Annotated in this window: 19 protein-coding genes, 3 tRNA genes and 1 pseudogene; all 23 read right to left on the minus strand. The window is 68.6% G+C overall.

The window, feature by feature from the left end; genetic code table 11:
* Nucleotides 1–44 precede the first annotated feature (44 nt).
* Nucleotides 45–3,548, minus strand: a pseudogene (locus ACFUUZ_RS02530) (DNA-directed RNA polymerase subunit beta); the annotation flags it as partial.
* 429 nt (nucleotides 3,549–3,977) lie between these two features.
* Nucleotides 3,978–4,877: a hypothetical protein gene (locus ACFUUZ_RS02535; RefSeq protein ID WP_378691751.1), complete on the minus strand. Its 900-nt coding sequence runs from the start codon at nucleotides 4,875–4,877 to the stop codon at nucleotides 3,978–3,980.
* Nucleotides 4,878–4,888: 11 nt separating this feature from the next.
* Nucleotides 4,889–5,545 carry a hypothetical protein gene (locus ACFUUZ_RS02540; protein ID WP_378691753.1) on the minus strand — a complete coding sequence of 219 codons (657 nt, stop codon included), beginning with the start codon at nucleotides 5,543–5,545 and terminating at the stop codon, nucleotides 4,889–4,891.
* Nucleotides 5,546–5,576: 31 nt separating this feature from the next.
* Complete coding sequence (locus ACFUUZ_RS02545; protein ID WP_378691756.1) at nucleotides 5,577–6,818, minus strand: MCE family protein; 1,242 nt, start codon at nucleotides 6,816–6,818, stop codon at nucleotides 5,577–5,579.
* Nucleotides 6,815–8,059 (minus strand): MCE family protein, encoded by a 1,245-nt coding sequence (locus ACFUUZ_RS02550; RefSeq protein ID WP_378691758.1) that lies wholly within the window; start codon nucleotides 8,057–8,059, stop codon nucleotides 6,815–6,817. Before ACFUUZ_RS02550 ends, ACFUUZ_RS02545 begins: the two co-directional genes overlap by 4 nt.
* Nucleotides 8,056–9,288, minus strand: coding sequence for an MCE family protein (locus ACFUUZ_RS02555; RefSeq protein WP_378691761.1), 1,233 nt, complete (start codon nucleotides 9,286–9,288; stop codon nucleotides 8,056–8,058). Before ACFUUZ_RS02555 ends, ACFUUZ_RS02550 begins: the two co-directional genes overlap by 4 nt.
* A gap of 1 nt (nucleotide 9,289) precedes the next feature.
* Nucleotides 9,290–10,300 carry an MCE family protein gene (locus ACFUUZ_RS02560; RefSeq protein ID WP_378691762.1) on the minus strand — a complete coding sequence of 337 codons (1,011 nt, stop codon included), beginning with the start codon at nucleotides 10,298–10,300 and terminating at the stop codon, nucleotides 9,290–9,292.
* Nucleotides 10,300–11,373, minus strand: coding sequence for an MCE family protein (locus tag ACFUUZ_RS02565; protein ID WP_378691765.1), 1,074 nt, complete (start codon nucleotides 11,371–11,373; stop codon nucleotides 10,300–10,302). The genes ACFUUZ_RS02560 and ACFUUZ_RS02565 overlap by 1 nt, the downstream gene beginning before the upstream one ends.
* Nucleotides 11,370–12,719: an MCE family protein gene (locus ACFUUZ_RS02570; protein WP_378691768.1), complete on the minus strand. Its 1,350-nt coding sequence runs from the start codon at nucleotides 12,717–12,719 to the stop codon at nucleotides 11,370–11,372. The genes ACFUUZ_RS02565 and ACFUUZ_RS02570 overlap by 4 nt, the downstream gene beginning before the upstream one ends.
* Entirely contained in the window at nucleotides 12,716–13,582 is an 867-nt protein-coding gene (locus tag ACFUUZ_RS02575; protein ID WP_378691771.1) for an MlaE family ABC transporter permease, read from the minus strand. The genes ACFUUZ_RS02570 and ACFUUZ_RS02575 overlap by 4 nt, the downstream gene beginning before the upstream one ends.
* A gap of 3 nt (nucleotides 13,583–13,585) precedes the next feature.
* Nucleotides 13,586–14,305, minus strand: coding sequence for an MlaE family ABC transporter permease (locus ACFUUZ_RS02580; protein WP_378691902.1), 720 nt, complete (start codon nucleotides 14,303–14,305; stop codon nucleotides 13,586–13,588).
* Between the two features lie 86 nt (nucleotides 14,306–14,391).
* Nucleotides 14,392–15,468, minus strand: a complete 1,077-nt coding sequence (locus tag ACFUUZ_RS02585) for an ABC transporter ATP-binding protein (RefSeq protein WP_378691774.1) — start codon at nucleotides 15,466–15,468, stop codon at nucleotides 14,392–14,394.
* Between the two features lie 267 nt (nucleotides 15,469–15,735).
* Entirely contained in the window at nucleotides 15,736–16,116 is a 381-nt protein-coding gene (rplL, locus tag ACFUUZ_RS02590) for a 50S ribosomal protein L7/L12 (protein ID WP_378691776.1), read from the minus strand.
* A gap of 57 nt (nucleotides 16,117–16,173) precedes the next feature.
* A complete protein-coding gene (gene rplJ / locus ACFUUZ_RS02595; protein WP_378691779.1) occupies nucleotides 16,174–16,743 on the minus strand; it encodes a 50S ribosomal protein L10 in 570 nt (189 codons plus the stop codon).
* A gap of 370 nt (nucleotides 16,744–17,113) precedes the next feature.
* Nucleotides 17,114–17,827: a 50S ribosomal protein L1 gene (gene rplA, locus ACFUUZ_RS02600; RefSeq protein ID WP_378691782.1), complete on the minus strand. Its 714-nt coding sequence runs from the start codon at nucleotides 17,825–17,827 to the stop codon at nucleotides 17,114–17,116.
* Between the two features lie 83 nt (nucleotides 17,828–17,910).
* Nucleotides 17,911–18,345 carry a 50S ribosomal protein L11 gene (rplK, locus tag ACFUUZ_RS02605; protein WP_067653664.1) on the minus strand — a complete coding sequence of 145 codons (435 nt, stop codon included), beginning with the start codon at nucleotides 18,343–18,345 and terminating at the stop codon, nucleotides 17,911–17,913.
* A gap of 54 nt (nucleotides 18,346–18,399) precedes the next feature.
* Nucleotides 18,400–19,203 carry a transcription termination/antitermination protein NusG gene (gene nusG / locus ACFUUZ_RS02610; protein ID WP_378691904.1) on the minus strand — a complete coding sequence of 268 codons (804 nt, stop codon included), beginning with the start codon at nucleotides 19,201–19,203 and terminating at the stop codon, nucleotides 18,400–18,402.
* Between the two features lie 130 nt (nucleotides 19,204–19,333).
* Nucleotides 19,334–19,720 carry a preprotein translocase subunit SecE gene (gene secE / locus ACFUUZ_RS02615; RefSeq protein WP_378691786.1) on the minus strand — a complete coding sequence of 129 codons (387 nt, stop codon included), beginning with the start codon at nucleotides 19,718–19,720 and terminating at the stop codon, nucleotides 19,334–19,336.
* Between the two features lie 31 nt (nucleotides 19,721–19,751).
* Nucleotides 19,752–19,824: transfer RNA gene (locus ACFUUZ_RS02620), tRNA-Trp, on the minus strand.
* Between the two features lie 185 nt (nucleotides 19,825–20,009).
* Nucleotides 20,010–21,059 carry a fused (3R)-hydroxyacyl-ACP dehydratase subunits HadA/HadB gene (locus ACFUUZ_RS02625; RefSeq protein WP_378691788.1) on the minus strand — a complete coding sequence of 350 codons (1,050 nt, stop codon included), beginning with the start codon at nucleotides 21,057–21,059 and terminating at the stop codon, nucleotides 20,010–20,012.
* 141 nt (nucleotides 21,060–21,200) lie between these two features.
* The gene (gene rpmG / locus ACFUUZ_RS02630; protein WP_011211653.1) at nucleotides 21,201–21,371 is read right to left on the minus strand and encodes a 50S ribosomal protein L33; all 171 of its coding nucleotides are present in this window, start codon (nucleotides 21,369–21,371) and stop codon (nucleotides 21,201–21,203) included.
* Between the two features lie 40 nt (nucleotides 21,372–21,411).
* A tRNA-Met gene (locus tag ACFUUZ_RS02635) sits at nucleotides 21,412–21,487 on the minus strand.
* 18 nt (nucleotides 21,488–21,505) lie between these two features.
* Nucleotides 21,506–21,578: transfer RNA gene (locus ACFUUZ_RS02640), tRNA-Thr, on the minus strand.
* Nucleotides 21,579–21,605: the final 27 nt, after the last annotated feature.

Below are 21,605 nucleotides of genomic sequence, written 5' to 3' on the forward strand. Positions count from 1 at the left end.
GGCCGGATGCCGCCGTCGGCGGCATCCGGCCGGACCGCCGAGTTCGCCAGATCGTCGACCGTCGCCGCTTCGTTCCTGGACAGGTTGATGCCCAGGTTCGCCGCGGCGCGCTCCAGATCCTCGTCCTCGCCCTCGCGCAGCTCGATCGCCGCGCCGTCGGAGGAGAGCACCTCGACGTTCAGGCAGAGCGACTGGAGCTCCTTGAGCAACACCTTGAAGGACTCCGGAATGCCCGGCTCCGGAATGTTCTCGCCCTTGACGATGGCCTCGTAGACCTTCACGCGGCCGACCACGTCGTCGGACTTGATGGTGAGCAGCTCCTGCAGCGTGTACGCCGCACCGTAGGCCTGCATGGCCCAGCACTCCATTTCACCGAAGCGCTGGCCACCGAACTGGGCCTTACCGCCGAGCGGCTGCTGGGTGATCATCGAGTACGGCCCGGTGGAGCGGGCGTGGATCTTGTCGTCCACCAGGTGGTGCAGCTTCAGGATGTACATGTAGCCGACGGCCACCGGGTACGGGAACGGCTCGCCGGAGCGGCCGTCGAAGAGCACCGCCTTGCCGTTGTCGTCGACCATGCGCTCGCCGTCGCGGTTCGGCAGGGTCGAGGCGAGCAGCCCGGTGAGCTCCTCCTCGCGGGCGCCGTCGAACACCGGAGTGGCGATATTGGAGTCCGCGGGCGAACCCCACATCTCCTCCGGCAGATCCTTGGCCCACTCGGGGTTGCCCTCGACCTGCCAGCCCGCCTTGCCGACCCAGCCGAGGTGGGTCTCCAGGATCTGGCCGATGTTCATACGACGCGGGACGCCGTGCGTGTTCAGGATGATGTCGACCGGGGTGCCGTCCGGCATGAAGGGCATGTCCTCGGTCGGCAGGATCTTGCCGATGACGCCCTTGTTGCCGTGCCGACCGGCGAGCTTGTCGCCGTCCTGGATCTTGCGCTTCTGCGCCACGTACACCCGGACCAGCTCGTTCACGCCGGGGGGCAGGTCGTCGTCGTCCTCGCGGGAGAAGACCCGGATGCCGATGACCTTGCCGGACTCGCCGTGCGGCACCTTCAGCGAGGTGTCGCGCACCTCGCGCGCCTTCTCGCCGAAGATCGCGCGGAGCAGCCGCTCCTCCGGGGTCAGCTCGGTCTCACCCTTCGGGGTGACCTTGCCGACCAGGATGTCGCCGTCGCGCACCTCGGCGCCGATCCGCACGATGCCGCGCTCGTCCAGGTCGGCCAGGACCTCGTCGGAGACGTTCGGGATGTCCCTGGTGATCTCCTCCGCGCCCAGCTTGGTGTCGCGCGCGTCGATCTCGTGCTCCTCGATGTGGATCGAGGTCAGGACGTCCTGCTCCACGAGGCGCTGCGACAGGATGATCGCGTCCTCGTAGTTGTGGCCCTCCCACGGCATGATCGCGACGAGCAGGTTCTTGCCCAGCGCCATCTCGCCGTTCTCGGTGCACGGGCCGTCGGCCAGCACCTGGCCGCGCTCGACCCGCTGGCCCTCGTCCACGATCGGGCGCTGGTTCGAGCAGGTGCCCTGGTTCGACCGGTTGAACTTGCGCATCCGGTAGCTCTTGCGGGTGCCGTCGTCCGCCATCACGGTGACGTAATCCGCGGAGACCTCCTCGACCACGCCCGCCTTGTCGTTGACCACAACGTCACCGGCGTCGACCGCGGCGCGCAGCTCCATGCCGGTGCCCACCAGCGGGGCCTCGGAGCGGATCAGCGGCACGGCCTGGCGCTGCATGTTCGCGCCCATCAGCGCGCGGTTGGCGTCGTCGTGCTCGAGGAACGGGATCATCGCGGTCGCGACCGAGACCATCTGGCGCGGCGAGACGTCGAGGAAGGTCACCTCGCTGGGGGCGACGTACTCCATCTCCTCGTTGCCGCGCCGGGCGAGCACGCGGTCCTCGAGGAAGTTGCCGTCGGCGTCGACCGGCGAGTTCGCCTGGCCGCGGACCTCGCGGTCCTCCTCGTCGGCGGTCAGGTACTTGACCTCGTCGGTGACCCGGCCGTCGACCACCCGGCGGTACGGGGTCTCGATGAAGCCGAACGGGTTCACCCGCGCGTAGACCGAGAGCGAGCCGATCAGGCCGATATTCGGGCCTTCCGGGGTCTCGATCGGGCACATCCGGCCGTAGTGCGAGGGGTGCACGTCGCGCACCTCGAGGCCCGCGCGCTCACGGGACAGACCGCCGGGGCCGAGCGCCGAGAGGCGGCGCTTGTGGGTCAGCCCGGAGAGCGGGTTGTTCTGGTCCATGAACTGCGACAGCTGGGAGGTCCCGAAGAACTCCTTGATCGCGGCGACGACCGGGCGGATGTTGATCAGGGTCTGCGGCGTGATCGCCTCGACGTCCTGGGTGGTCATCCGCTCGCGGACCACGCGCTCCATGCGGGAGAGGCCGACCCGGATCTGGTTCTGGATCAGCTCGCCGACGGTGCGCAGGCGGCGGTTGCCGAAGTGGTCGATGTCGTCGACCTCGACCGGCACCTCGGCGCCGCCCGGCGCGGTCATCATCTTGTCGCCCGAGTGCAGCCGCACCAGGTACTCGATGGTGGTGACGATGTCTTCCTTGGTCAGCACCGACGCGGTGATCGGCTCGCCGACGTGGATGCCGAGCTTCTTGTTGATCTTGTAGCGACCGACGCGCGCCAGGTCGTAGCGCTTCTCCTTGAAGAACAGGTTCTCCAGCAGGGTCTGCGCCGACTCCTTGGTCGGCGGCTCGCCCGGGCGCAGCTTGCGGTAGATGTCCAGCAGCGCCTCGTCCTGACCGGCGGTGTTGTCCTTCTCGAGGGTGGACATCATGATCTCGGAGAACCCGAAGCGCTCGGTGATCTCCTCGGTGCTCCAGCCGAGCGCCTTGAGCAGCACGGTGACCGGCTGGCGGCGCTTGCGGTCGATGCGGACGCCGACGGTGTCGCGCTTGTCCACGTCGAACTCGAGCCACGCCCCGCGGCTCGGGATCACGCGCACGCTGTGCAGGTCCTTCTCGGTGCCCTTGTCGACCGAGTGGTCGAAGTACACGCCCGGCGAGCGGACCAGCTGGGACACCACGACACGCTCGGTGCCGTTGATGATGAAGGTGCCCTTGTCGGTCATCATCGGGAAGTCACCCATGAAGACCGTCTGGCTCTTGATCTCACCGGTGTTGTTGTTGATGAACTCCGCGGTCACGAAGAGCGGCGCCGCGTAGGTCATGTCCTTGTCCTTGCACTCGTCGATCGAGGCCTTGACCTCTTCGAAACGAGGATCGGAGAAGGAGAGCGACATGGACCCGGAGAAGTCCTCGATCGGGGAGAGCTCCTCGAGCACCTCCTCGAGTCCACCGACCAGGCCCCCGTCGCCGCGAGCGGCGGCGCGTTCCCGCCACTCCGGGGTACCGACCAGCCAGGCGAACGAATCCGTCTGTAGGTCGAGAAGACCGGGCACCTCCAGGGGCTCACGGATCTTCGCGAATGACACCCGCCTCGGGGCACCGGGAATGGACCCCGCCAAAGCCTGATTCGAACCGGCGCTTGTCTGGGTGGAGACTGCCAAGATGCGTCCTTCCAGCACCTAACGCGGGCCGCGTGGTGGTCCGCGACCGTCGCTATTGTCTGCTACGAATTCCGCTGGTAGCGCCCCGAACGCGACCCGAACAGGCACCAACGGGAGCAACACCGGAAGGGTGGAACTCACGTGTGCGAATCGAGGGTTGGACAGGAGGCAGCCAGCGCAACCTCCAAAGTTACACCCACGAATACGGAGAAGTCAAAGTACCACCCCTGTGATCGTCGACCCATCCGGCGCGCCGAGGCGCCGGGGTTCGACCGCATACCTTCCGGGCCGGCCGCGCTGGCTGCGCGAATGCCGGGACACCCGGTGGGGGGTGGTCAGCTGCCGCTGCTCAATCACTAGGGTGACGGCTGTTTCCGGCCTCGTCAAGTGGCAGGAGTCCTGGTCCGGATGGTGAGATCGCCTGTCGTCCCAGGGTTCCGGTGCCGATTATCGGTCGACGATCTCCGCCGCCAGCCAGCGGCCGTCCACCTTCTGCATGCGCAGCACCACGGGGCCCGCGACGCTCTGCTGTGCGGCGCCGTCCTTGGTGGCGCTCACCACGAGGTTGACCAGCAACTCGGCCCGGTCGTCGGTGAGCAGGGTCACGCCGATGGGGTCGGCGGCGGCGGTCGCGCTGGTCTGCGACTGTTTGATGGCCTCGATCGTGGTGGGGGCGAACTGGTCGAGGTCCTTCAGCATGTCGCCGGTGACCACCTGGCGAACGGCGTCCGGGTAGCCGTCGATGGCGGTCACGTCGTAGGCGTAGATGGTCTTCAGGGCGTTGTCCGCGGCGGCTCGCACCTCCTCCGTCGCGGCGGTGTCGACGAACGCTTTGTCGCCGTCCGGGACCCCGGGGCGCAGTGCTGCCACGACGGCGAAGCCGGCCAGTACCGCCGCGGCGAGTACGCAGGCCACGGGCACGCCCCAGCCCCTGAGCCCGCTCGTCGGTGCCGTCGACTCGCCCGCAGGCGCCGCGCTAGCGGGTCCGCCGCCTGCGGCGCCGTCACCCGCCGACGCGGCTTCATCCGCCGTCGCGGCCTTGCCTAGGCCGACCTTGCCCGACGCGGCAGCCTCGCCCGCGACATCGGGACCGGCGGCAGGCGTCGCCGCGGCCGCACCCGAAGCAACGGACTTGCGCGCGGCAGTCCCGTCGGCGGCGGCCTTGTCCGCGGCCTCGCCGGCGGCGGGCGAATCGGCGGCCTCGCTGGCGGCGGACCGGTCCGCGGTCTCGCTCGAAGCAGGCTCGCCTGCGGCCGTCGAGTCCGCGGTCTCGCTCGCGGCGGGGTCGGCGGGGGCCGGGCGGCGCTTGGAGGTGACCCGGTTGACCGGGCGCTTGGGGGTGCTCATGCGCGTTCCTCCTACGAACCCGGCTGCGGGGCGGGGGCGGGGGCGGGCGTCTCGGCGGGGGCACCGGGGGCACCGGGCGCGGCGGGGGCGCCACCACCGTCGAGCTGGACGGGCTGGCCGAGCGAGGCCACCTGCTCGACCTTCCACACGTCGTCGACCTGCGTCATGTCCAGCGTCCAGGTGTAGCGGAACTGGGCGGCGGTGGCGTCCTTGCGCTGCTCGGTGACCTGCAGCACGACCAGCGCCGTCGCCTTGTCCTCCTCGCTGTTCAGCGCGGTGAGCGAGGCGCCGAGCACCTTGGCCTCCATCCTGACCCCGGCCTGGGCGGCCAACTCCTCCGCCTGCTGCTGGTTCTTGGTGGCCGAGTCCAGGATCGCCCCGGTCATCGAGGAGCGCGCGGTGGCCAGCGAGCCCGGCACGTCGTCGATGTTCATGGTCGTCATGTTGAGCGCGGCCTGGCGGGCGCCGTCCAGGGCGGAGTCCCTGGCCTCGGCGCGCGGCCCGTCGGTGAGGAACGCGGCCCGCGCCCAGCCGACCCCGAACCACAGCGCCGCACCCAGCGACACCGCGAGCAGCACGGCCGCGGCCGCGGTGACCGCGGTGCGCACCCGGGAACTCGCGGGCGCGGCCCGCTCGGTCGTGACCTGCTCGGCGGGGTCGGGACTCACAGCGACAACACTCCTACCTCGTCGGACGTGGTCACCGCTTCGGGGTGACCCCCAGAAGGGTGGCCATCTGAATGGCGACCGGGCTCAGATTCAGCCGAGCCGGATCAACTTTGGGATTGGCGTCCCACGGCTGCGGGACGCTCGGGTCGGCGTACGGCGCCCGCGCGCCGCCGCGCACATTGGTCGGGTTGCCGAACGGCACGGTGCACTTGGCGTCGGTGTTGAACGGGAAATCGTCGCGGGTGTCGTCGAAGTCCGGGTTCTCCGCCTTCATCTGCTCGAGAATGCGCTGCGTGCCCTCGTACCCGACGGTACAGGCAGGCGGGTTGTTGGTCTCCAGCACCAGCCCGAAGTGCGTGGTCCCGTCGCCGGGCGCGGTGGCCGAGCCGCCGATCGAGAGCCCGGGCAGCATGGCCAGGATCGGCTGCAGCACGTAGTTCTTCGGCGAGAGCGTCTCCAGCAGCAGCCGCAGGTTGGTCAGGTCGGTGGTCAGGTCCGGCCCGCTCTCGGAGACCAGCGCGCCGACCTGCTCACCGGCGTCGGTGCCGGTGCCGATCAGCCTGCGCACGTCCGGGTCGCTGGAGCGCAGCTGCGCGGTGAGCTGCTCCAGCCCGTCGCTGAAGGCCAGGATGCTGTCCGACTGCTCGGCCTGGGTGCCGAGCACGGTCTTGCTCTCCTGGATCAGCTGCAGCGTCTGCGGCATGGTCTCGTGGAAGGTGACGGTGAACTTGTTCAGCGAGTCGACCAGGATCTTCAGGTCGTCGCCCTTGCCGTCGAAGGCCTTGCCGAGCTCGGTGACGGTGGTGTTCAGCGCCTGCAGGTCCACCGTGCGGGTGAACTCGTCCACGCTGGAGACCAGCTGCTCCACCGGGACCGGCGTGCTCGCCCCGGCGATCACCGAGCCGTCCCGCAGGAAGGGCCCGCCCGCGCTCTCCGGCTGCAGGTCGACGTACTGCTCGCCGATGGCGGAGCGGTTCGCGACGACGGCCTTCGCCGAGGCCGGGATCTCCGGCGCCGAGCTGTCGATGTCGAGCCGCATGGTGACGCCGGACTCGGCGAGGTCGATCGCGCCGACCCGGCCGACCGGGACGCCGCGGTAGGTCACCTCGGAGCCGGGGTACGCCCCGCCGGTCTGCTCGGCGGTGACCCGCACCTCGTACTTGCCGAAGCCGAACATCTGGTCGAGCCGGATGTAGGTGGCGCCGACGTAGATCACGCCGACCACCGCGATCACCGCGAAGGCGATCAGCTGGTAACGCACCAGACGGGTCATCGCGGAACTCCCACTCCGAGTTGTTCGAGGAACGAGCCGAGCGGGTCCGGGGCACCCTCCGCGGTGGGCGCGCCCGGCGGCGGCACGGCGGCCATGGTCGGCGGCAGCGGGATCAGCGAGACCGTCGGCCAGCCCGGGCGCGGGCCGTTGCCGTTGTAGTACGGGTTGCTCGGGTCGACCGGGATCGCGGGGCCGCGCGGCGGGATGTAGACCGGGTCCGGCTTGCCGACGCCGAGGTTGCTCAGCGTGGTGCCGATCTGCAGGTCCACCGAGAGCCAGGTGTTCGCCGAGCCGCCGAAGGTGCTGTTCATGGCCTCGTCCGGGAACGGGTAGGTCGGGATCAGCGGCAGCGCGGTGATCAGGTCGGGCGCCGCCGCGGCGAGCTCCTGCAGCGTGGGCCGCAGCGAGTTCAGGTCCCGGATCAGGTCGTCCTTGGAGGTGTCGACCACGTCGAAGCCCGCCTGGCCGAGCCGGTCCAGCTGCTGCAGCAGCCCGATCAGCTGCGGCCGCTGCTCCTCCAGGATCCGGACGCCCTCGGGCAGCTCGTCCAGGATCCCGGCGAGCTGGTCGTTCTGCGCGGCCACCCGGGAGCTGAGGGTGTCCAGCCCATCCAGCGCCCTTGTAATGTCGTCGACCTGCTCGTCCAGCCCGGCGATCAGGGTGTTGGCCTCCTGCAGCAGCGAGCGCACCCGGTCCTCGCGGCCGTCGAGGGTCTTGTTCAGCTCGGTGACCACCGGCTGCAGCTGGGCCACGCCGCCGCCGTTGAGCAGCAGCGACATGGCGCCGAGCACCTGCTCGACCTCGGTGGCGGCCCTGGTGTTGGCGACCGGGATGACCGAGCCGTCCCGCAGCTGCGCCTGCTCGGCCTGCTGCGGCGCGGTCAGCTCGACGAACTTCTCGCCGAGCAGGCTGGACTGCCTGACCTCGGCGAGCGCGTTGGCGGGCAGGGCGACGCCGGAGTTCACCACGGTTCGCACATTGGCGGTCCAGCCGTCCTCGGCCAGGGTGATCTCCTCGACCCGGCCGACCGGGACGCCGTCCACCTTGACCGCCGACTGCGGCACCAGGTCGAGCGCGTCGTCGAAGCGGATGTCGATGCGGTACGGGTTGTCGCCGATGTCGGCGCCGCCGGGCAGCGGGACGCTGTAGATGCCGTCGGAGGCGCACGAACTCACCAGCAGCGCGGTCAGTCCGGCGACCGCCGCGGCGGCGAATCCGCGGGTGCGGGGGCGCGGGCTCATCGCTCACCCTCCTGCTCGTTGGGGGGGACGGTGCCGGGGACGGGGGCCTGCTGCTGGTTCTCGCCGCTGAGGATGCCGAACGGCAGGATCAGCGTCGGGGTCTGCACACCCGCGGTGATCTGGCCGGTGATGGCGGCGCAGTTGTCGAGCACCGGCCGCAGCTGCCTGCCCAGCGCCTCGAACTTCGGGTCGCCCGGCATCAGCTTGGAGAGGTCGAACAGGTTGCAGACGGCGCCGAAGGGGTCCTGCAGCTCGGGGATGTTGGCCCGCATGTCCAGCGTCCCTGACTCGGCGTTGTGCACGTTGATCAGGTTGCTCAGCGCCACCGGCAGCACCTCGACCGCCGCGGCCAGCTGGTCGCGCTGGTCGGCCAGGGTCTGGGTGAGCGTGGTGAGCTCGGCGGCGTTGCCCTGGATCAGGCCGCGGTTGGCGTCGACGAACCTGGCGACGTCGCCGAGCGCGACGGAGAGCAGCCGCAGCGCCTCGCCGAGGTTCTGCTTCTCGCCCGCCAGGAAGGTGGTGAGGTCGGCCAGCTGGCCGTTGAACTCGCGCACCTGCTGGTCGTTGCGGTTCAGCATGGAGACGAACTGCTGCAGGTTCTTCACCGTGTCGAAGATGTCGCCGCGGGAGTCGGAGAGGTAGCGCGCGGCGTGCGAGAGCTGGGTCAGGCTGTTCGCCAACGCCTCGCCGTTGCCCGCCAGGTTCGCGGCGCCGGTGCGGACCAGCTCGTTCACCGCGCCGTCGGCGTTCGCGCCGTTCGGGCCGAGCGCCTCGGAGAGGTCGGTGATGCTGGAGTACAGCTCGTCGACCTCGACCGGGGTGACCGTGCGGTCGCGCGGGATGGTGGCCTCGCCGTCCATCTTGGGGCCGCCCCGGTAGACCGGGGTGAGCTGGATGTAGCGGTCGGCCACCACCGACGGGGTGATCTGCGCGGCCTTGGCGTCGGCGGGCACGTCGTACCCGCTGTCCACGTGCATGACGACCTTGACCTGGTCGCCCTGCGGCTCGACCGAGTCGACGGTGCCCACCGCGACGCCGAGGATGCGCACCTCGGAGCCCTCGTAGATGCCGACCGAGCGGTCGAAGTACGCGGTGATCTCGGTCCGGCCGAGCCGGTCGAAGGCCCACCACAGCACGCCCGCCGCGATCAGCGCGGCGACCACGACCAGCGCGATGACCGACTTCGTTCCCTTGCTCGCCGAGCCGAGCCTGCCACGGGGTTCGGACACGTCAGTTCCCTCCCAGGGTTCGCACCGGCGGCCGGTCGCCCGGGATCTCCGGCAGCGCGGGCGGCAGCAGGTTGACGATCACCGCGTCGAACCAGCGGCCGGTGCCGAGCACGTTCGCGTAGATGTTGTAGAAGGGCGCGGCCAGCTCCAGCGTCTTGGAGATGTTCTGCTGGTTGTCGTTCAGCAGCCCGATCGCGTCCCGCAGGTTGGTCAGCGCGGGGCCGATCTGCTGCTCGTTGTCCGCGACCAGGGCGCTCAGCTCGGTGGAGAGCCGCTGCGCGCCGCTGAGCAGCTGGGAGATCGCCTGCTGGCGCAGGTTCAGCTCGGCCAGCAGCTGACCGCCGTTGCTCAGCAGCCGCTCGAACTCGGCGTTCCGGTCCGCGAGCACCTGGGTGGTCTGCTCGGTCGCGGCGAAGAGCTTCTTCAGCTCCTCGTCCCGCTTGGCCAGCGTCTCCGAGAGCCGGGCGACGCCGTCGATCGAGCCGCGGATCTCCGGCGGCGTGGTCTCGAAGGCCTCCGAGAGCACGCGGAAGCTGGTGGCCAGCTGCGCGGTGTCGATCTGGTCGATGGTGGTCGCCGCGTCCGAGAAGGCGTCGATCACGTCGTACGGCGCCACCGTGCGGGCCAGCGGTATGCGCTCGCCCGGATCGGCGGCCTCGGAGCCCTTGGGGTCGAGCGCCAGGTACTTCTGGCCGAGCACCGTCTTGATCTGGATGGAGGCGATGGTCTCGTTGCCGATCCAGGCGTCCTGGGTGCGGAACTCGACCAGCACCCGGTCCTCGTCCAGTGACACGCCGGTCACCGCGCCCACCTTGACGCCCGCGATGCGCACCTCGTTGCCCGGCTTGAGCCCGGCCGCCTCGGTGAACTCCGCGGTGTAGCGGCTGGCCGCGCCGACGATCGGCAACCGGTCCACGAAGAACACCGAGACCGTCACCAGCAGCACCAGGAACAGGCCGAGCATGCCCATGAATGCCGGGCTGCGCTTGCCGAGCAGAATCCGGTCGTCCATCAGCGGGCCTCTCCGCGGCACCGGGGCGCCGCGTTGGTGTAGATGGGCTGGTTGACCGTGGGCAGCCCGACCGGCAGGTTCAGCTGCGGGGCGTCCGCGACGCCAGGCCCGATCACCAGGTCGATGCCGCAGAGGTAGAACTGGAACCAGGAGCCGTAGGTCCCGACCCGGCCCAGCTTCTCCATCTTCAGCGGCAGGTTCTCCAGCGCGGTGTTCACGTCGTCGCTGCGCTCGACGATCGTTCCGGTCACCTGGCTCAGCCCGGCGATCGAGCCCTGCAGCGACGGCCGGGTCGGCTCCAGCAGGTCGGCGGTGGCGTCGGTCAGCCCGGCGAGCGAGCTCACCGCCTGGCCGACCGTGTTCCGCTCCTGGGAGAGCCCGGAGACCAGCGCCTCGGTGTTCACGATGAGCTGGTCGAACTGGTCGTTGCGGTCGTTCACGGTCTGCAGCACGACGTTCAGGTTGCGGACCAGGTCACCGATCACGGCGTCCTTGTCCGCGATCTTGTTGGTCAGGCTCGCGGTACTCGCCACCAGGTCGCGGATGGTGCCCTGCTCGCCCTGGAAGACCTGGATGATCTGGTAGGAGAGCTTGTTCACGTCCTCCGCGGTGAGCGTGCGGAACAGCGGGCGGAAGCCGCTGAAGAGCGTGGTCAGGTTGAGCGCCGCCCTGGTGTTCTCCACCGGGATGGTGTCGCCCGCGTTGAGCTTGCGGCCCTGCTCGCCCGCGCCCTGGTCGAGCGCGATGTAGCGCTGGCCGACCAGGTTCCGGTAGCGGATGGTCGCGATGGTGGAGGCGGGCAGCCAGTCCCGGTCCTGCAGCTCGAACTCGACCTCGGCCATCCGCCGGTCCACGATCGAGACCGCGGTGACCTTGCCGACCCTGACACCCGCGATGCGCACCTCGTCCCCCGGGTTCAGCGAGGTGACGTCGGTGAAGCGGGCCTTGAAGGCCTCGCCGCCGCCGGTGTAGTTGGCGATCGAGAGCGCCAGGATCGTGGTGGCCAGCAGCGTGACCACGACGAAGACGACGAGTTTGGTCAGCGCGCCGCCGACGCCGCGCAGTGCCTTCATCGGATGCTCACCTCGCTGCCGCGGAATGCGGGCGCGCCCACCCTGGTCAGCCAGCCTGGCACCTGCTCGGGCGCCACCGAGTTGGCGGCGCCGTAGATCGCGCCCAGCTGCTGCTGCTCCAGCGGTGAACCCGCCGTGGTCGGAATGTCGGTCGCCGGGAAGGCGCTGTACTGCGGCTCCGCGTAGTACCCGGCCTCCTGGTCACCCGGGTACCGGCTCGGGACCGGGTAGGAGCCGTCGTTGACCGGGCCGCCCGGGTACTGCCCCGGGTCGACGCCGAGCGGGAACTCCGGCACGCAGAACGGGCCGCGGTCGTCGAAGAAGCGCGGTTCGTCCTGGTTCGGCAGGTAGGCGCCGCGCGGGTTGGTCAGCTCGATGCTGACCCGCGAGCCCGGCCTTCCGGTGCCGGGCCCGAACAGCTCGTCGATGCGCGGCTTCAGCTGCGCGAAGTTCGCCATCGCGCAAGTGAAGGTCGGCGAGAACTTGGCCAGCGATTCCAGCGTGTGCCTGGAGTCGGCGGCCACGTCGATGATGTTGTCCCGGTTGGCGAGCAGGAAGTCGGTCGTGGTCGCCGCGGACGGGGTCAGCACCTGGTAGAGCGCGTCGATGTCGGTGCGGCGCTGCACGATCGTGGCATTGGTGGTGCGCAGGTTGTCCAGCGCGGTCACCAGCTGCGGCGCCGCGTCCGAGTAGGTCGCGGCCACCTGCGCGAAGCTGCGCAGGTCCTCCTGGATGTCCGGGAGCACGCCGTTCAGGTCGCGGAAGATCGAGTCCAGCCGGTCCACCGTCTCGCCGAGCGCGGTGCCCTGGCCGGAGAGCGCCTGGGAGAGCGCGCCGAGCGTGGCCGACAGGTCCTGCGGCGGGATCGCCTGCAGCAGCGGCAGTAGGTTGTCGAGCAGCTTGCTGATCTCGACGGCATTGCCGCTGGTGTCCTGCTGCAGCGTCATCCCCGAGGTGAGGTGCTGCCCGCTCGGGGTCTCCGGGACGACCAGGTCCACGTACCGCTCGCCGAACAGCGTCTTGGGCAGCAGCCGCGCGGTGACATTGGCCGGGATCCGCTCGGCCTGCTCCGGGTCGAGCGCGAGCGCGAGGGTGACCTCGCTGCCCGCGGTGTCGCTGGAGCGGACCGTGCCGACCTGCACGCCGCGCATCTTCACATCCGCGTTGCGGGTGAGCGCGTTGCCGACGCTGTCGGTCTTGAGGTCGACGTCGACGGTGTCCACGAAGGTCTTGTTGTAGATGGCGATGGTCGACCAGACGAACACCGCGCAGAGTACGAAGAAGACGATCCCGAGCACGCGCACCCGCAACTTCTGGGTCGCACGCCAGGTCTGAGTCCCGCTCATCCGGCCACCCGCACCGTCGTAGTAGTCCCCCAGATAGCGAGGCTGAGGAAGAAGTCGAGCACCATCACCAGCACGATCGCGGCACGCACCGCACGGCCGACCGCGACGCCGACGCCCGCGGGGCCGCCGGTGGCGTGGAAGCCGTAGTAGCAGTGCACCAGGATGATGACGAACGCGAATATGAGCACTTTGAGGAACGAATAGAGCACGTCCTCAGGTGGCAGGAACAACCCGAAGTAGTGGTCGTAGGAGCCACTGGATTGCCCGTTGAACCAGACATTGATCAGCCGCGAGGCGATGAAGGTGCCGAGCAGCCCGACCACGTACAGCGGGATGACCGCGAGGAAGCCCGCGATCACCCTGGTGGTGACCAGGAACGGAACGCCGGGCACCGCCATCACCTCGAGCGCGTCGATCTCCTCGGAGATCCGCATGGCGCCGAGCTGGGCGGTGAAGCCACAGCCCACCGTCGCGGAGAGCGCGAGCGCCGCGACCAGCGGGGCGATCTCCCTGGTGTTGATGTAGGCGGTGAGGAAGCCGGTGAGCACCGAGCTGCCGATCGCGTCCAGCGCCTTGAAGCCCTGCAGGCCGACGACGACGCCGACCGAGCCGGACATGAAGACGATCACGCCGATGGTGCCGCCGATCACCGCGAGCGCGCCGCTGCCGAAGGTGACCTCGGCCAGCAGCCGCATCACTTCCTTGCGGTAGTGCAGCGCGGTCTTCGGAATCCACGCCACGGTGCGCGAATAGAACGACATCTGTTCGCCGGCGCGGTCGATCACGTTCAGCGGCGCGCGCGTGATCTCTCCCGCCCGGCGAGTGACCTTCGCGAGAACCGGGGGGCGATATTGGGTTGCCATCGATCAGGTGCCTTTGGCGGGAATGATCTGGAGGTACACCAGCGTGAGAATCAAATTCACGAAGAACAGAACCAGGAACGTGATGACCACGGATTGATTCACCGCCTCACCGACTCCTTTCGGACCGCCCTTGGGATGCAGGCCCTTGTACGCCGCGATGACTCCGGCGAGCAGGCCGAAGATCGCCGCCTTGATCTCACCGATCCACAGATCGGGTAGCTGAGCGAGCGCCGAGAACGACGCCAGGTAGGCACCGGGGGTGCCGCCCTGCAGCAGGACGTTGAAGAAGTAGCCGCCGGCGATGCCGACGACCGAGACCAGACCGTTCAGCAGCACGGCCACCAGCGTCATCCCGAGCACCCGCGGAACCACGAGCTTCTGGATCGGATCGACGCCGAGCACCTCGAGCGCGTCGATCTCCTCGCGGATGGTGCGGGAGCCGAGATCGGCCGCCACCGCCGACCCGGCGGCGCCCGCGATGATCAACGCGGTCACCACCGGGGCGGCCTGCTGGACCGTTGCCAGCACGCTGGTCGCGCCGGTGAACGACTCGGCACCGAGCTGCTTGATGAGCGAGCCGGTCTGCAGCGCAACCACCGCGCCGAAGGGAATCGCGACGAGGGCGCTCGGCAGGATCGAAACGCTGGCGATGAACCAGGACTGTTCGATGAAATCCCGCCACTGGAATGGCCGCCGGAACATCTTGCGAAAGACGTCGAGCATCAGGGCGAAGATATTGCCGGCCTGTGCAAAGCCGGACTCGACCGGAGCCCGCAGTCGCGCCAGGGAGGAATTCACGATGGCGTATGTTACCCGTTGGTTAGGTTCTGGCGAGCAGGGGTCTCATATGACTGAGCACGGAACTTTTCGGTGTCCGCTGTGCTGTATGCCATAACCTGCGTGTCGTCGCTCTGATCGAGCGATTCGCGGATCGCGGATTGGGCGGCATGTGGCAAGGTGTGCATGATCTCGCGCACCCGCTCCTGCCGCCGCAGCACGCCCTGACGCACCGGCATGCCCGGGGTCGCGCGCATCTGCGGGATGATCCCCTCGACCTCCTCCGCACCACCGTGGTGGTGCCCGGCGTCCACGAGCGCCTGCTCGCGCGCCATCTGGGTCTCGTCCTTCTCCTCCGACATCCCGATCGGGCCGATCATCCGGCCGTTCAGGAACTGCTTGACCACCGGCTCTTCGGAGGTCAGCAGCACCTCGCGCGGGCCGAACATGACCAGCTGCCGCCGGAACAGCATCCCGATATTGTCCGGAACCGTCCGCGCCAGGTTGATGTTGTGCGTGACGATCAGAATCGTCGCGTCGATCTGGGCGTTGATGTCGATCAGCAACTGCGACAGGTACGAGGTACGCACCGGGTCCAGACCCGAGTCCGGCTCGTCGACCAGGATGATCTGCGGATCCAGCACCAGCGCCCGCGCCAGCCCGGCACGCTTGCGCATACCGCCGGAGATCTCGCCGGGCAGCTTGCCCTCGGCCCCGATCAGACCGGTCAGCTCCAGCTTCTCCATCACGATCTGCCGGATCTCGGACTCGGACTTCTTGGTGTGCTCGCGCAGCGGGAACGCCACATTGTCGAACAGGTTCATCGACCCGAACAGCGCGCCGTCCTGGAAGAGGACACCGAAGAGCTTGCGGATCTCGTAGAGCTGCTTGTTCGAGCAGGTGGTGATGTCCACCCCGTCGATGTAGATGGAGCCGCGCTCCGGGCGCAGCAGCCCGATCAGCGACTTCAGGAACACCGACTTGCCCGTGCCCGACGGACCGAGCAGGGCGCTGACCTCACCGGAGGGCAGCGTCAGCGAGACGTCCTGCCAAATCCGCTGCGAGCCGAAGGACTTGGTAACTCCCTCGGTCCTGACCTCGACGCCCACGCGTACCTCCACACAGTTTTTCGGCGATCGGTCCACTGCGGGAGCCGGCGACGAGCGGCCGGTGGGTCACATCACAGTGGGTCGGGCCACTGTATCCCATGGCTCCGAACGGGCACACCCCTACCTGACTCGCGAGTAACCCGTGTCGGTCTGCGATATCCGCGCAGGTGGGCGCGGGACGGGCCGAAAAAGCCGAACGGGCGGTTCCCTCCAGGGGAACCGCCCGTTCGCGTGTCCTCCGCCGATTGGGGGCGGAAAAAGACCGTCTTACTTGATCGACACCTTGGCGCCAGCGCCTTCCAGCTTCTCCTTGGCGGCATCGGCGGCGGCCTTGTCGACCTTCTCCAGGATGGCCTTGGGGGCGCTCTCGACGAGGTCCTTGGCCTCCTTCAGCCCCAGGCCGGAGACGATCTCGCGGACCACCTTGATGACCTGGATCTTCTTGTCGCCCGCGCCATCGAGGATGACATCGAACTCGTCCTGCTCCGGCTCGGCCTCGGCGGCGGCCGGGCCCGCGCCCGCGGCGGCGACGGCGACCGGAGCGGCGGCGGTGACCTCGAACTTCTCCTCGAACTTCTTGACGAAGTCGGAGAGCTCGAGCAGGGTCATGTTGCCGAAGGTCTCGAGCAGCTCGTCAACGTTGGCCATTGTGTTTCCTCTCAGAGTGGGTGGTTCGGGGGTGGGTGGTGGCGGCCACCCGGCGGATCACTCCGCGGTCTCGGCCTCGGCGGCCTCGGCGGGCGCCGCGGGGGCGCCCTCTTCGGTGCGCTTCTTCTCCTCCAGCGCGGCGGCCAGGCGGGCCACCTGCGAGGCGGGAGCGGCGAAGAGCCCGGCGGCCTTGGCCAGGTTGCCCTTGAGCGCGCCTGCCAGCTTGGCCAGCAGCACCTCGCGGGACTCCAGGTCGGCGATCCGCTCGACCTCGGACACGGACAGCGGCGCGCCGTCCATGTACCCGCCCTTGATGACGAGGGCCTTGTTGTCCTTCGCGAACGCCTTCAGCGCCTTGGCCGCCTCCACCGGTTCGCCGGTGACGAAGGTGATGGCAGTCGGGCCGACGAACAGCTCATCCAGGCCTTCCACGCCCGCCTCGGCGGCGGCGCGCTTGACCAGGGTGTTCTTGGCGACGGAGTAGGTGGCCTCGGAACCGAGGGCCCGGCGCAGCTCGGTCAGCTTGCCGACCGAAAGACCACGGTATTCCGTGATCACGGTGGCGGTCGAGTTCCGGAACTGCTCGGTGATCTCCGCGACCGCGGTGACCTTCTCGGCATTCGCCATACTTCGCCTCCTCTCTCGATGGTCGGTACGTGACGTACCACCGAACGACGGGCCGGCGAAAGAACAAGCGCCCCGGACGCAGAGCGTTCCGGGGCGCACAGGAAACACCGCGCCGGACAGCTCCGGCGAACGGATCCCAGCCTCGAATCTCCCTGCGTGGGCCGCCGGCACTCTGGCCGGACCTTCGACCGATCCCGTGCGGAATCGGCGACCAACGGTCTTCGGTAGAACGATGGGGGTGGGTGCGAACTCGTCGCACACCGTTGTCCAGTTTACATAGGCCCTGGGTAAATCCCAAAACGGCGCGAAACGCACAGCGGCGGGAACGCGAATCGCGTGCCCGCCGCTGCGGATTCGTACCGGGGAGGGACTACGCCTCGTCCTCCAGGAGGTTGCGGGTGCGGTTCGGGTCCACCGGGATGCCCGGGCCGGTGTTCGTCGACACCGTCACCTTCTTGACGTAGCGCCCCTTCGCGGTCGACGGCTTGGCGCGCAGGATCTCGTCCAGCGCGGCGCCGTAGTTCTCCACAAGCGCGGCATCGTCAAAAGACGCCTTGCCGATGACGAAGTGCAGGTTGGCCTGCTTGTCGACCCGGAAGTTGATCTTGCCGCCCTTGATGTCGGCCACGGCCTTGGTCACGTCGTTGGTGACCGTGCCGGTCTTCGGGTTCGGCATCAGGCCGCGCGGGCCGAGGACGCGCGCGATCCGGCCGACCTTGGCCATCTGGTCCGGGGTGGCGATCGCGGCGTCGAAGTCCAGCCAGCCGCCCTGGATCCGCTCGATCAGATCCTCGGCGCCGACCGCGTCCGCACCGGCGGACTCGGCCTCGGCGGCCTTCTCACCGGCCGCGAAGACGATGACGCGGGCGGTCTTGCCGGTGCCGTGCGGCAGGTTGACCGTGCCGCGGACCATCTGGTCGGCCTTGCGGGGATCCACCCCGAGCCGGACGGCGACCTCGACGGTCGCGTCGGTCTTGGTGGTGGCGGTCTCCTTGGCCAGCTTCGCGGCGGCCAGCGGGGAGTAGAGCTTGCTGCGATCGACCTTCTCGGCCGCGGCGGTGTACGCCTTGCTGCGCTTTGCCATGTTTCTCTGTGTCCTGTCGTATCAGTTCAGCTGTGGTGTGCGGGCCTGGCCGGCCCTCCCACGGGGAGCGAGCGGGGTGCCGCTCAGCCCTGGACGGTGATCCCCATCGACCGGGCGGTACCGGCGATGATCTTGGTCGCCTGCTCCAGGTCGTTGGCGTTCAGGTCTTCCTGCTTGGTCTTGGCGATCTCGCGCACCTGGTCCAGGGTCACCGTGGCGACCTTGTTGCGGTGCGGCTCGGCCGAGCCCTTCTGCACACCGGCAGCCTTGAGCAGCAGCTTCGCAGCCGGCGGGGTCTTCAGCTTGAAGTCGAAGGACCGGTCCTCGTACACCGAGATCTCGACCGGGATGACGTTGCCACGCTGCGACTCGGTCGCGGCGTTGTACGCCTTGCAGAACTCCATGATGTTGACGCCGTGCTGGCCGAGCGCCGGACCCACCGGGGGGGCGGGGTTCGCCTGGCCGGCCTGGATCTGCAGCTTGATGATCCCGGCGAGCTTCTTCTTCTTGGGGGGCATCTTTCTTTCCTCGGGTTGTCAGTCGTGCTTTCCTACAGAGCGGCTCTGCAAGTTCTAGATCTTCGCGACCTGCGTGAAGGCCAGCTCGACCGGGGTCTCCCGGCCGAAGATCGAGACGAGCACCTTGAGCTTCTGCTGCTCGGCGTTCACCTCCGAGATGCTGGCGGGCAGGGTCGCGAACGGGCCGTCCATCACGGTGACCGACTCGCCGACCTCGAAGTCGACCTCGATGACCGGCTTCGGGGCGAGATCGGTGCCCGCGTCCTGGGTCTGCGCGGCAGCGGCGGCGGCGGGCTTCTTCTGCTGCTGCGCCGCCGGGACCAGGAACTTCACCACGTCGTCGAGGGACAGCGGGGAGGGCCGGGAGGTGGCGCCGACGAAGCCGGTGACGCCGGGGGTGTTGCGCACCGCGCCCCACGACTCGTCGTTCAGCTCCATCCGGACCAGGATGTAGCCGGGCAGCACCTTGCGGCTGACGTTCTTGCGCTGGCCGTTCTTGATCTCGGTGACGTCCTCCGTCGGCACCTCGACCTGGAAGATGTACTCCTCCAGGTCCAGGTTCTGCACGCGGGTCAGGAGGTTGGTCTTCACCTTGTTCTCGTAGCCGGCGTAGGAGTGGATGACGTACCAGTCGCCGGGGGCGCGGCGCAGCGCGGCCTTCATCTCGGCGACCGGGTCCGCGGGCTCGTCGGCGACGGCCGGCGAGGGGGCGGGCTCGGCGGCGGAAGACTCCGCAGCGTCAGCCGCATCGTCCGATGCGGCGGCCTGCTCGTCCTCACCGGCGACGACGGAATCCTCGACGGACTCCGCGGTGTCGGCCGGGAACTCGTCGCTGGTGTCGTTCTCCGGGGTGCTCACCGGTGCGCTCGCTTCCTGTGTCGTCACAAACATCTTCTGCCTGCCGGAGCGGCACGGCGGATGCCGCCGCGCGTCTCCCCCCGGGATCGGCTCCCGGTGTCGGCGTCGTTCCGCCCGGCCGGACGGCCGGTCAGCCGAACAGCCAGTCGACACCCTTGATGAACGCCAGATCGATCCCGGCGATGAACGCGACCATGAAGACCACGAACACCAGAACAACGATCGTGTAGGTGACCATCTGCTTCCGGTTGGGCCAGATCACCTTGCGCAGTTCCGCGACGACCTCGCGCAGGAACTTGATCAGGCGCTTGAACGGATTGCCCGTTCCCTCGCGCCGGTCCTTGCCGGCGGCCTTCGCGGCCGGACGCTCGATCGTGGCCACCGAACCCGTGTCGGTCGACGAAGCACCACGGCTCCGCCGGGCGGACCGCTTGCCGCTCGGCCGAGTCGATGCGGCGGTGTCCTCACCGTCGTCGGACGCATGCGCGCCGTGGCGAGTATCCCGCTCGTCGCTCACGTCGATCCTCTCTCGTCGCCGGCATTCAGGGCAGGGGCGACAGGACTTGAACCTGCAACCTGCGGTTTTGGAGACCGCTGCTCTGCCAGTTGAGCTACGCCCCTTCGGTCGGACCGATAGTGCCCGAAAGCTCGTCGGACCCGACCACAGTTCCCATATGAAATTGTCGCTTCGGTCTCACACAACACGCGCGCCACTCCTCAGAGCAGCGCGCTACGACCGGTGATCCCAGATTCCCGAGTGTACGTTACCGTCCACCCGATAAGCCAATCCGGTACCGAGCCGCAGGTCAGGACAGCTGCACCGTCGCGGTCGCGCGGCCGAAGATCCGGCGCCCCGCCGACTTCGCCACGATGGCGACGACCGCGGTCCTGCTCTCCGGATCCACCGACTTCACCTTACCGGTGTACTCGACCTCGGCGGGCTCGTCGGCCCCGACGAAGACCGGGCTGGTGAACCGGACGTTGTACTCCTTGACCGCGCCGGGGTCGCCGAGCCACGAGGTGACGAAGCCGCCGCCGAGCCCCATGGTGAGCATGCCGTGCGCCACCACGTCGTCCAGGTCGACCAGCTTGACGACCTCGTCGCTCCAGTGGATCGGGTTGGCGTCGCCGGAGACGCCCGCGTAGTTCACCAGGTCGCCGCGGGTGAGCCGGACGGTGCGCGGCGGCAGCTCGGTGCCGACCTCGACGTCGGCGAAGGCCAGCGCGTGCTTGCTCGCGGTGATGCCGTCGGCGGGCGGCACCGGCGCGGCGGCGACGGTGGGCGCGCGGTGCGCGGGCTCGTCGTCGCCCATGCCGTGCATGAGCACCTTGCGGACGGCCTGGTTCACGTTCGGGTCGATGTCGCCGCCGGTGCGGCCGACCAGCGTAGTGTAGGTGGTGAGCACCAGCTCGCCCGCCGCGTCCGAGACGATGTTCTTGGTGACGATGATGTCGCCGCCGAAGGCCTGCCGGAACGAGTCCAGGTAGACGTCGCAGACCAGCTTGTCGCCGACCGCGATCGGGCGGTGGAACTCCAGCACCTGGTCGGTCTGCATGATCTGGCTCAGGTCGTAGCCGGTGACGACGTTCTCGAACAGCTTGCGCTGGGCCAGGATGCCGACCAGCGAGATGAAGGTCAGCGGGGCGACCAGCCCGGGGTAGCCGAACTCCCGCGCGACATCTTCCTCCCAGTGCACCGGGTGGTAGTCCTGCACGGCCCGCGCGTACTCACGCACCTTCTCGCGCCCGACCTCGTAGTAGTCGTCGACGCGGTAGTGATGACCGACCATTGCCGCCGCGTGCGCGGCGGGATCGAGATCAGATGCCACTTCGGTGGTGCCGGTGTTCGATGTCACGGGAGGGACTGTACCTATCTGACCCCGGACGCCGGGATCTCGTCGGAGGAGTTGCCGCCACGGTCCGGAAACGCGAGCGGGGCCGGACATGACGTCCGACCCCGGCGGGCAGTTCACGCGGCAGTGGTCACGCGTGGCCGATCAGCGCGATTCGCGGTGCGCCCGGTGCGTGCCGCAGTTCGGGCAGAACTTCTTCAGCTCCAGCCGATCCGGGTCGTTGCGCCGGTTCTTCTTGGTGATGTAGTTGCGATGCTTGCACTGCTCGCAGGCCAGGGTGATCTTCGGCCGGACATCAGTGGACTTCGCGGCCACGGCTTTGCCTTCTTTCCGGTGTTCGGTGCGTTCTCTCTATTGGTAGCGATGGCCGGACTTGAACCGGCGACACAACGATTATGAGTCGTTTGCTCTACCGACTGAGCTACACCGCCATGTGCACGGGAATTGCGAGCCCCCTAACGGAATCGAACCGTTGACCTTTTCCTTACCATGGAAACGCTCTGCCGACTGAGCTAAGGGGGCATGACTTCGCTCGCACCGAACCGGACG

Origin of the sequence: Nocardia sp. NPDC057353 (assembly GCF_042667085.1) — a bacterium.
Taxonomy (GTDB): Bacteria; Actinomycetota; Actinomycetes; order Mycobacteriales; family Mycobacteriaceae; genus Nocardia.

Bases quoted from the DNA above. Each gene is read 5' to 3' on its own strand.
- ACFUUZ_RS02535 (WP_378691751.1), bottom strand. From the start codon at position 4,877: ATGAGCACCCCCAAGCGCCCGGTCAACCGGGTCACCTCCAAGCGCCGC.
- ACFUUZ_RS02545 (WP_378691756.1), bottom strand. From the start codon at position 6,818: ATGACCCGTCTGGTGCGTTACCAGCTGATCGCCTTCGCGGTGATCGCG.
- ACFUUZ_RS02550 (WP_378691758.1), bottom strand. From the start codon at position 8,059: ATGAGCCCGCGCCCCCGCACCCGCGGATTCGCCGCCGCGGCGGTCGCC.
- ACFUUZ_RS02560 (WP_378691762.1), bottom strand. From the start codon at position 10,300: ATGGACGACCGGATTCTGCTCGGCAAGCGCAGCCCGGCATTCATGGGC.
- ACFUUZ_RS02565 (WP_378691765.1), bottom strand. From the start codon at position 11,373: ATGAAGGCACTGCGCGGCGTCGGCGGCGCGCTGACCAAACTCGTCGTC.
- ACFUUZ_RS02570 (WP_378691768.1), bottom strand. From the start codon at position 12,719: ATGAGCGGGACTCAGACCTGGCGTGCGACCCAGAAGTTGCGGGTGCGC.
- ACFUUZ_RS02575 (WP_378691771.1), bottom strand. From the start codon at position 13,582: ATGGCAACCCAATATCGCCCCCCGGTTCTCGCGAAGGTCACTCGCCGG.
- ACFUUZ_RS02580 (WP_378691902.1), bottom strand. From the start codon at position 14,305: ATGCTCGACGTCTTTCGCAAGATGTTCCGGCGGCCATTCCAGTGGCGG.
- rplL (WP_378691776.1), bottom strand. From the start codon at position 16,116: ATGGCCAACGTTGACGAGCTGCTCGAGACCTTCGGCAACATGACCCTG.
- rplJ (WP_378691779.1), bottom strand. From the start codon at position 16,743: ATGGCGAATGCCGAGAAGGTCACCGCGGTCGCGGAGATCACCGAGCAG.
- rplA (WP_378691782.1), bottom strand. From the start codon at position 17,827: ATGGCAAAGCGCAGCAAGGCGTACACCGCCGCGGCCGAGAAGGTCGAT.
- rplK (WP_067653664.1), bottom strand. From the start codon at position 18,345: ATGCCCCCCAAGAAGAAGAAGCTCGCCGGGATCATCAAGCTGCAGATC.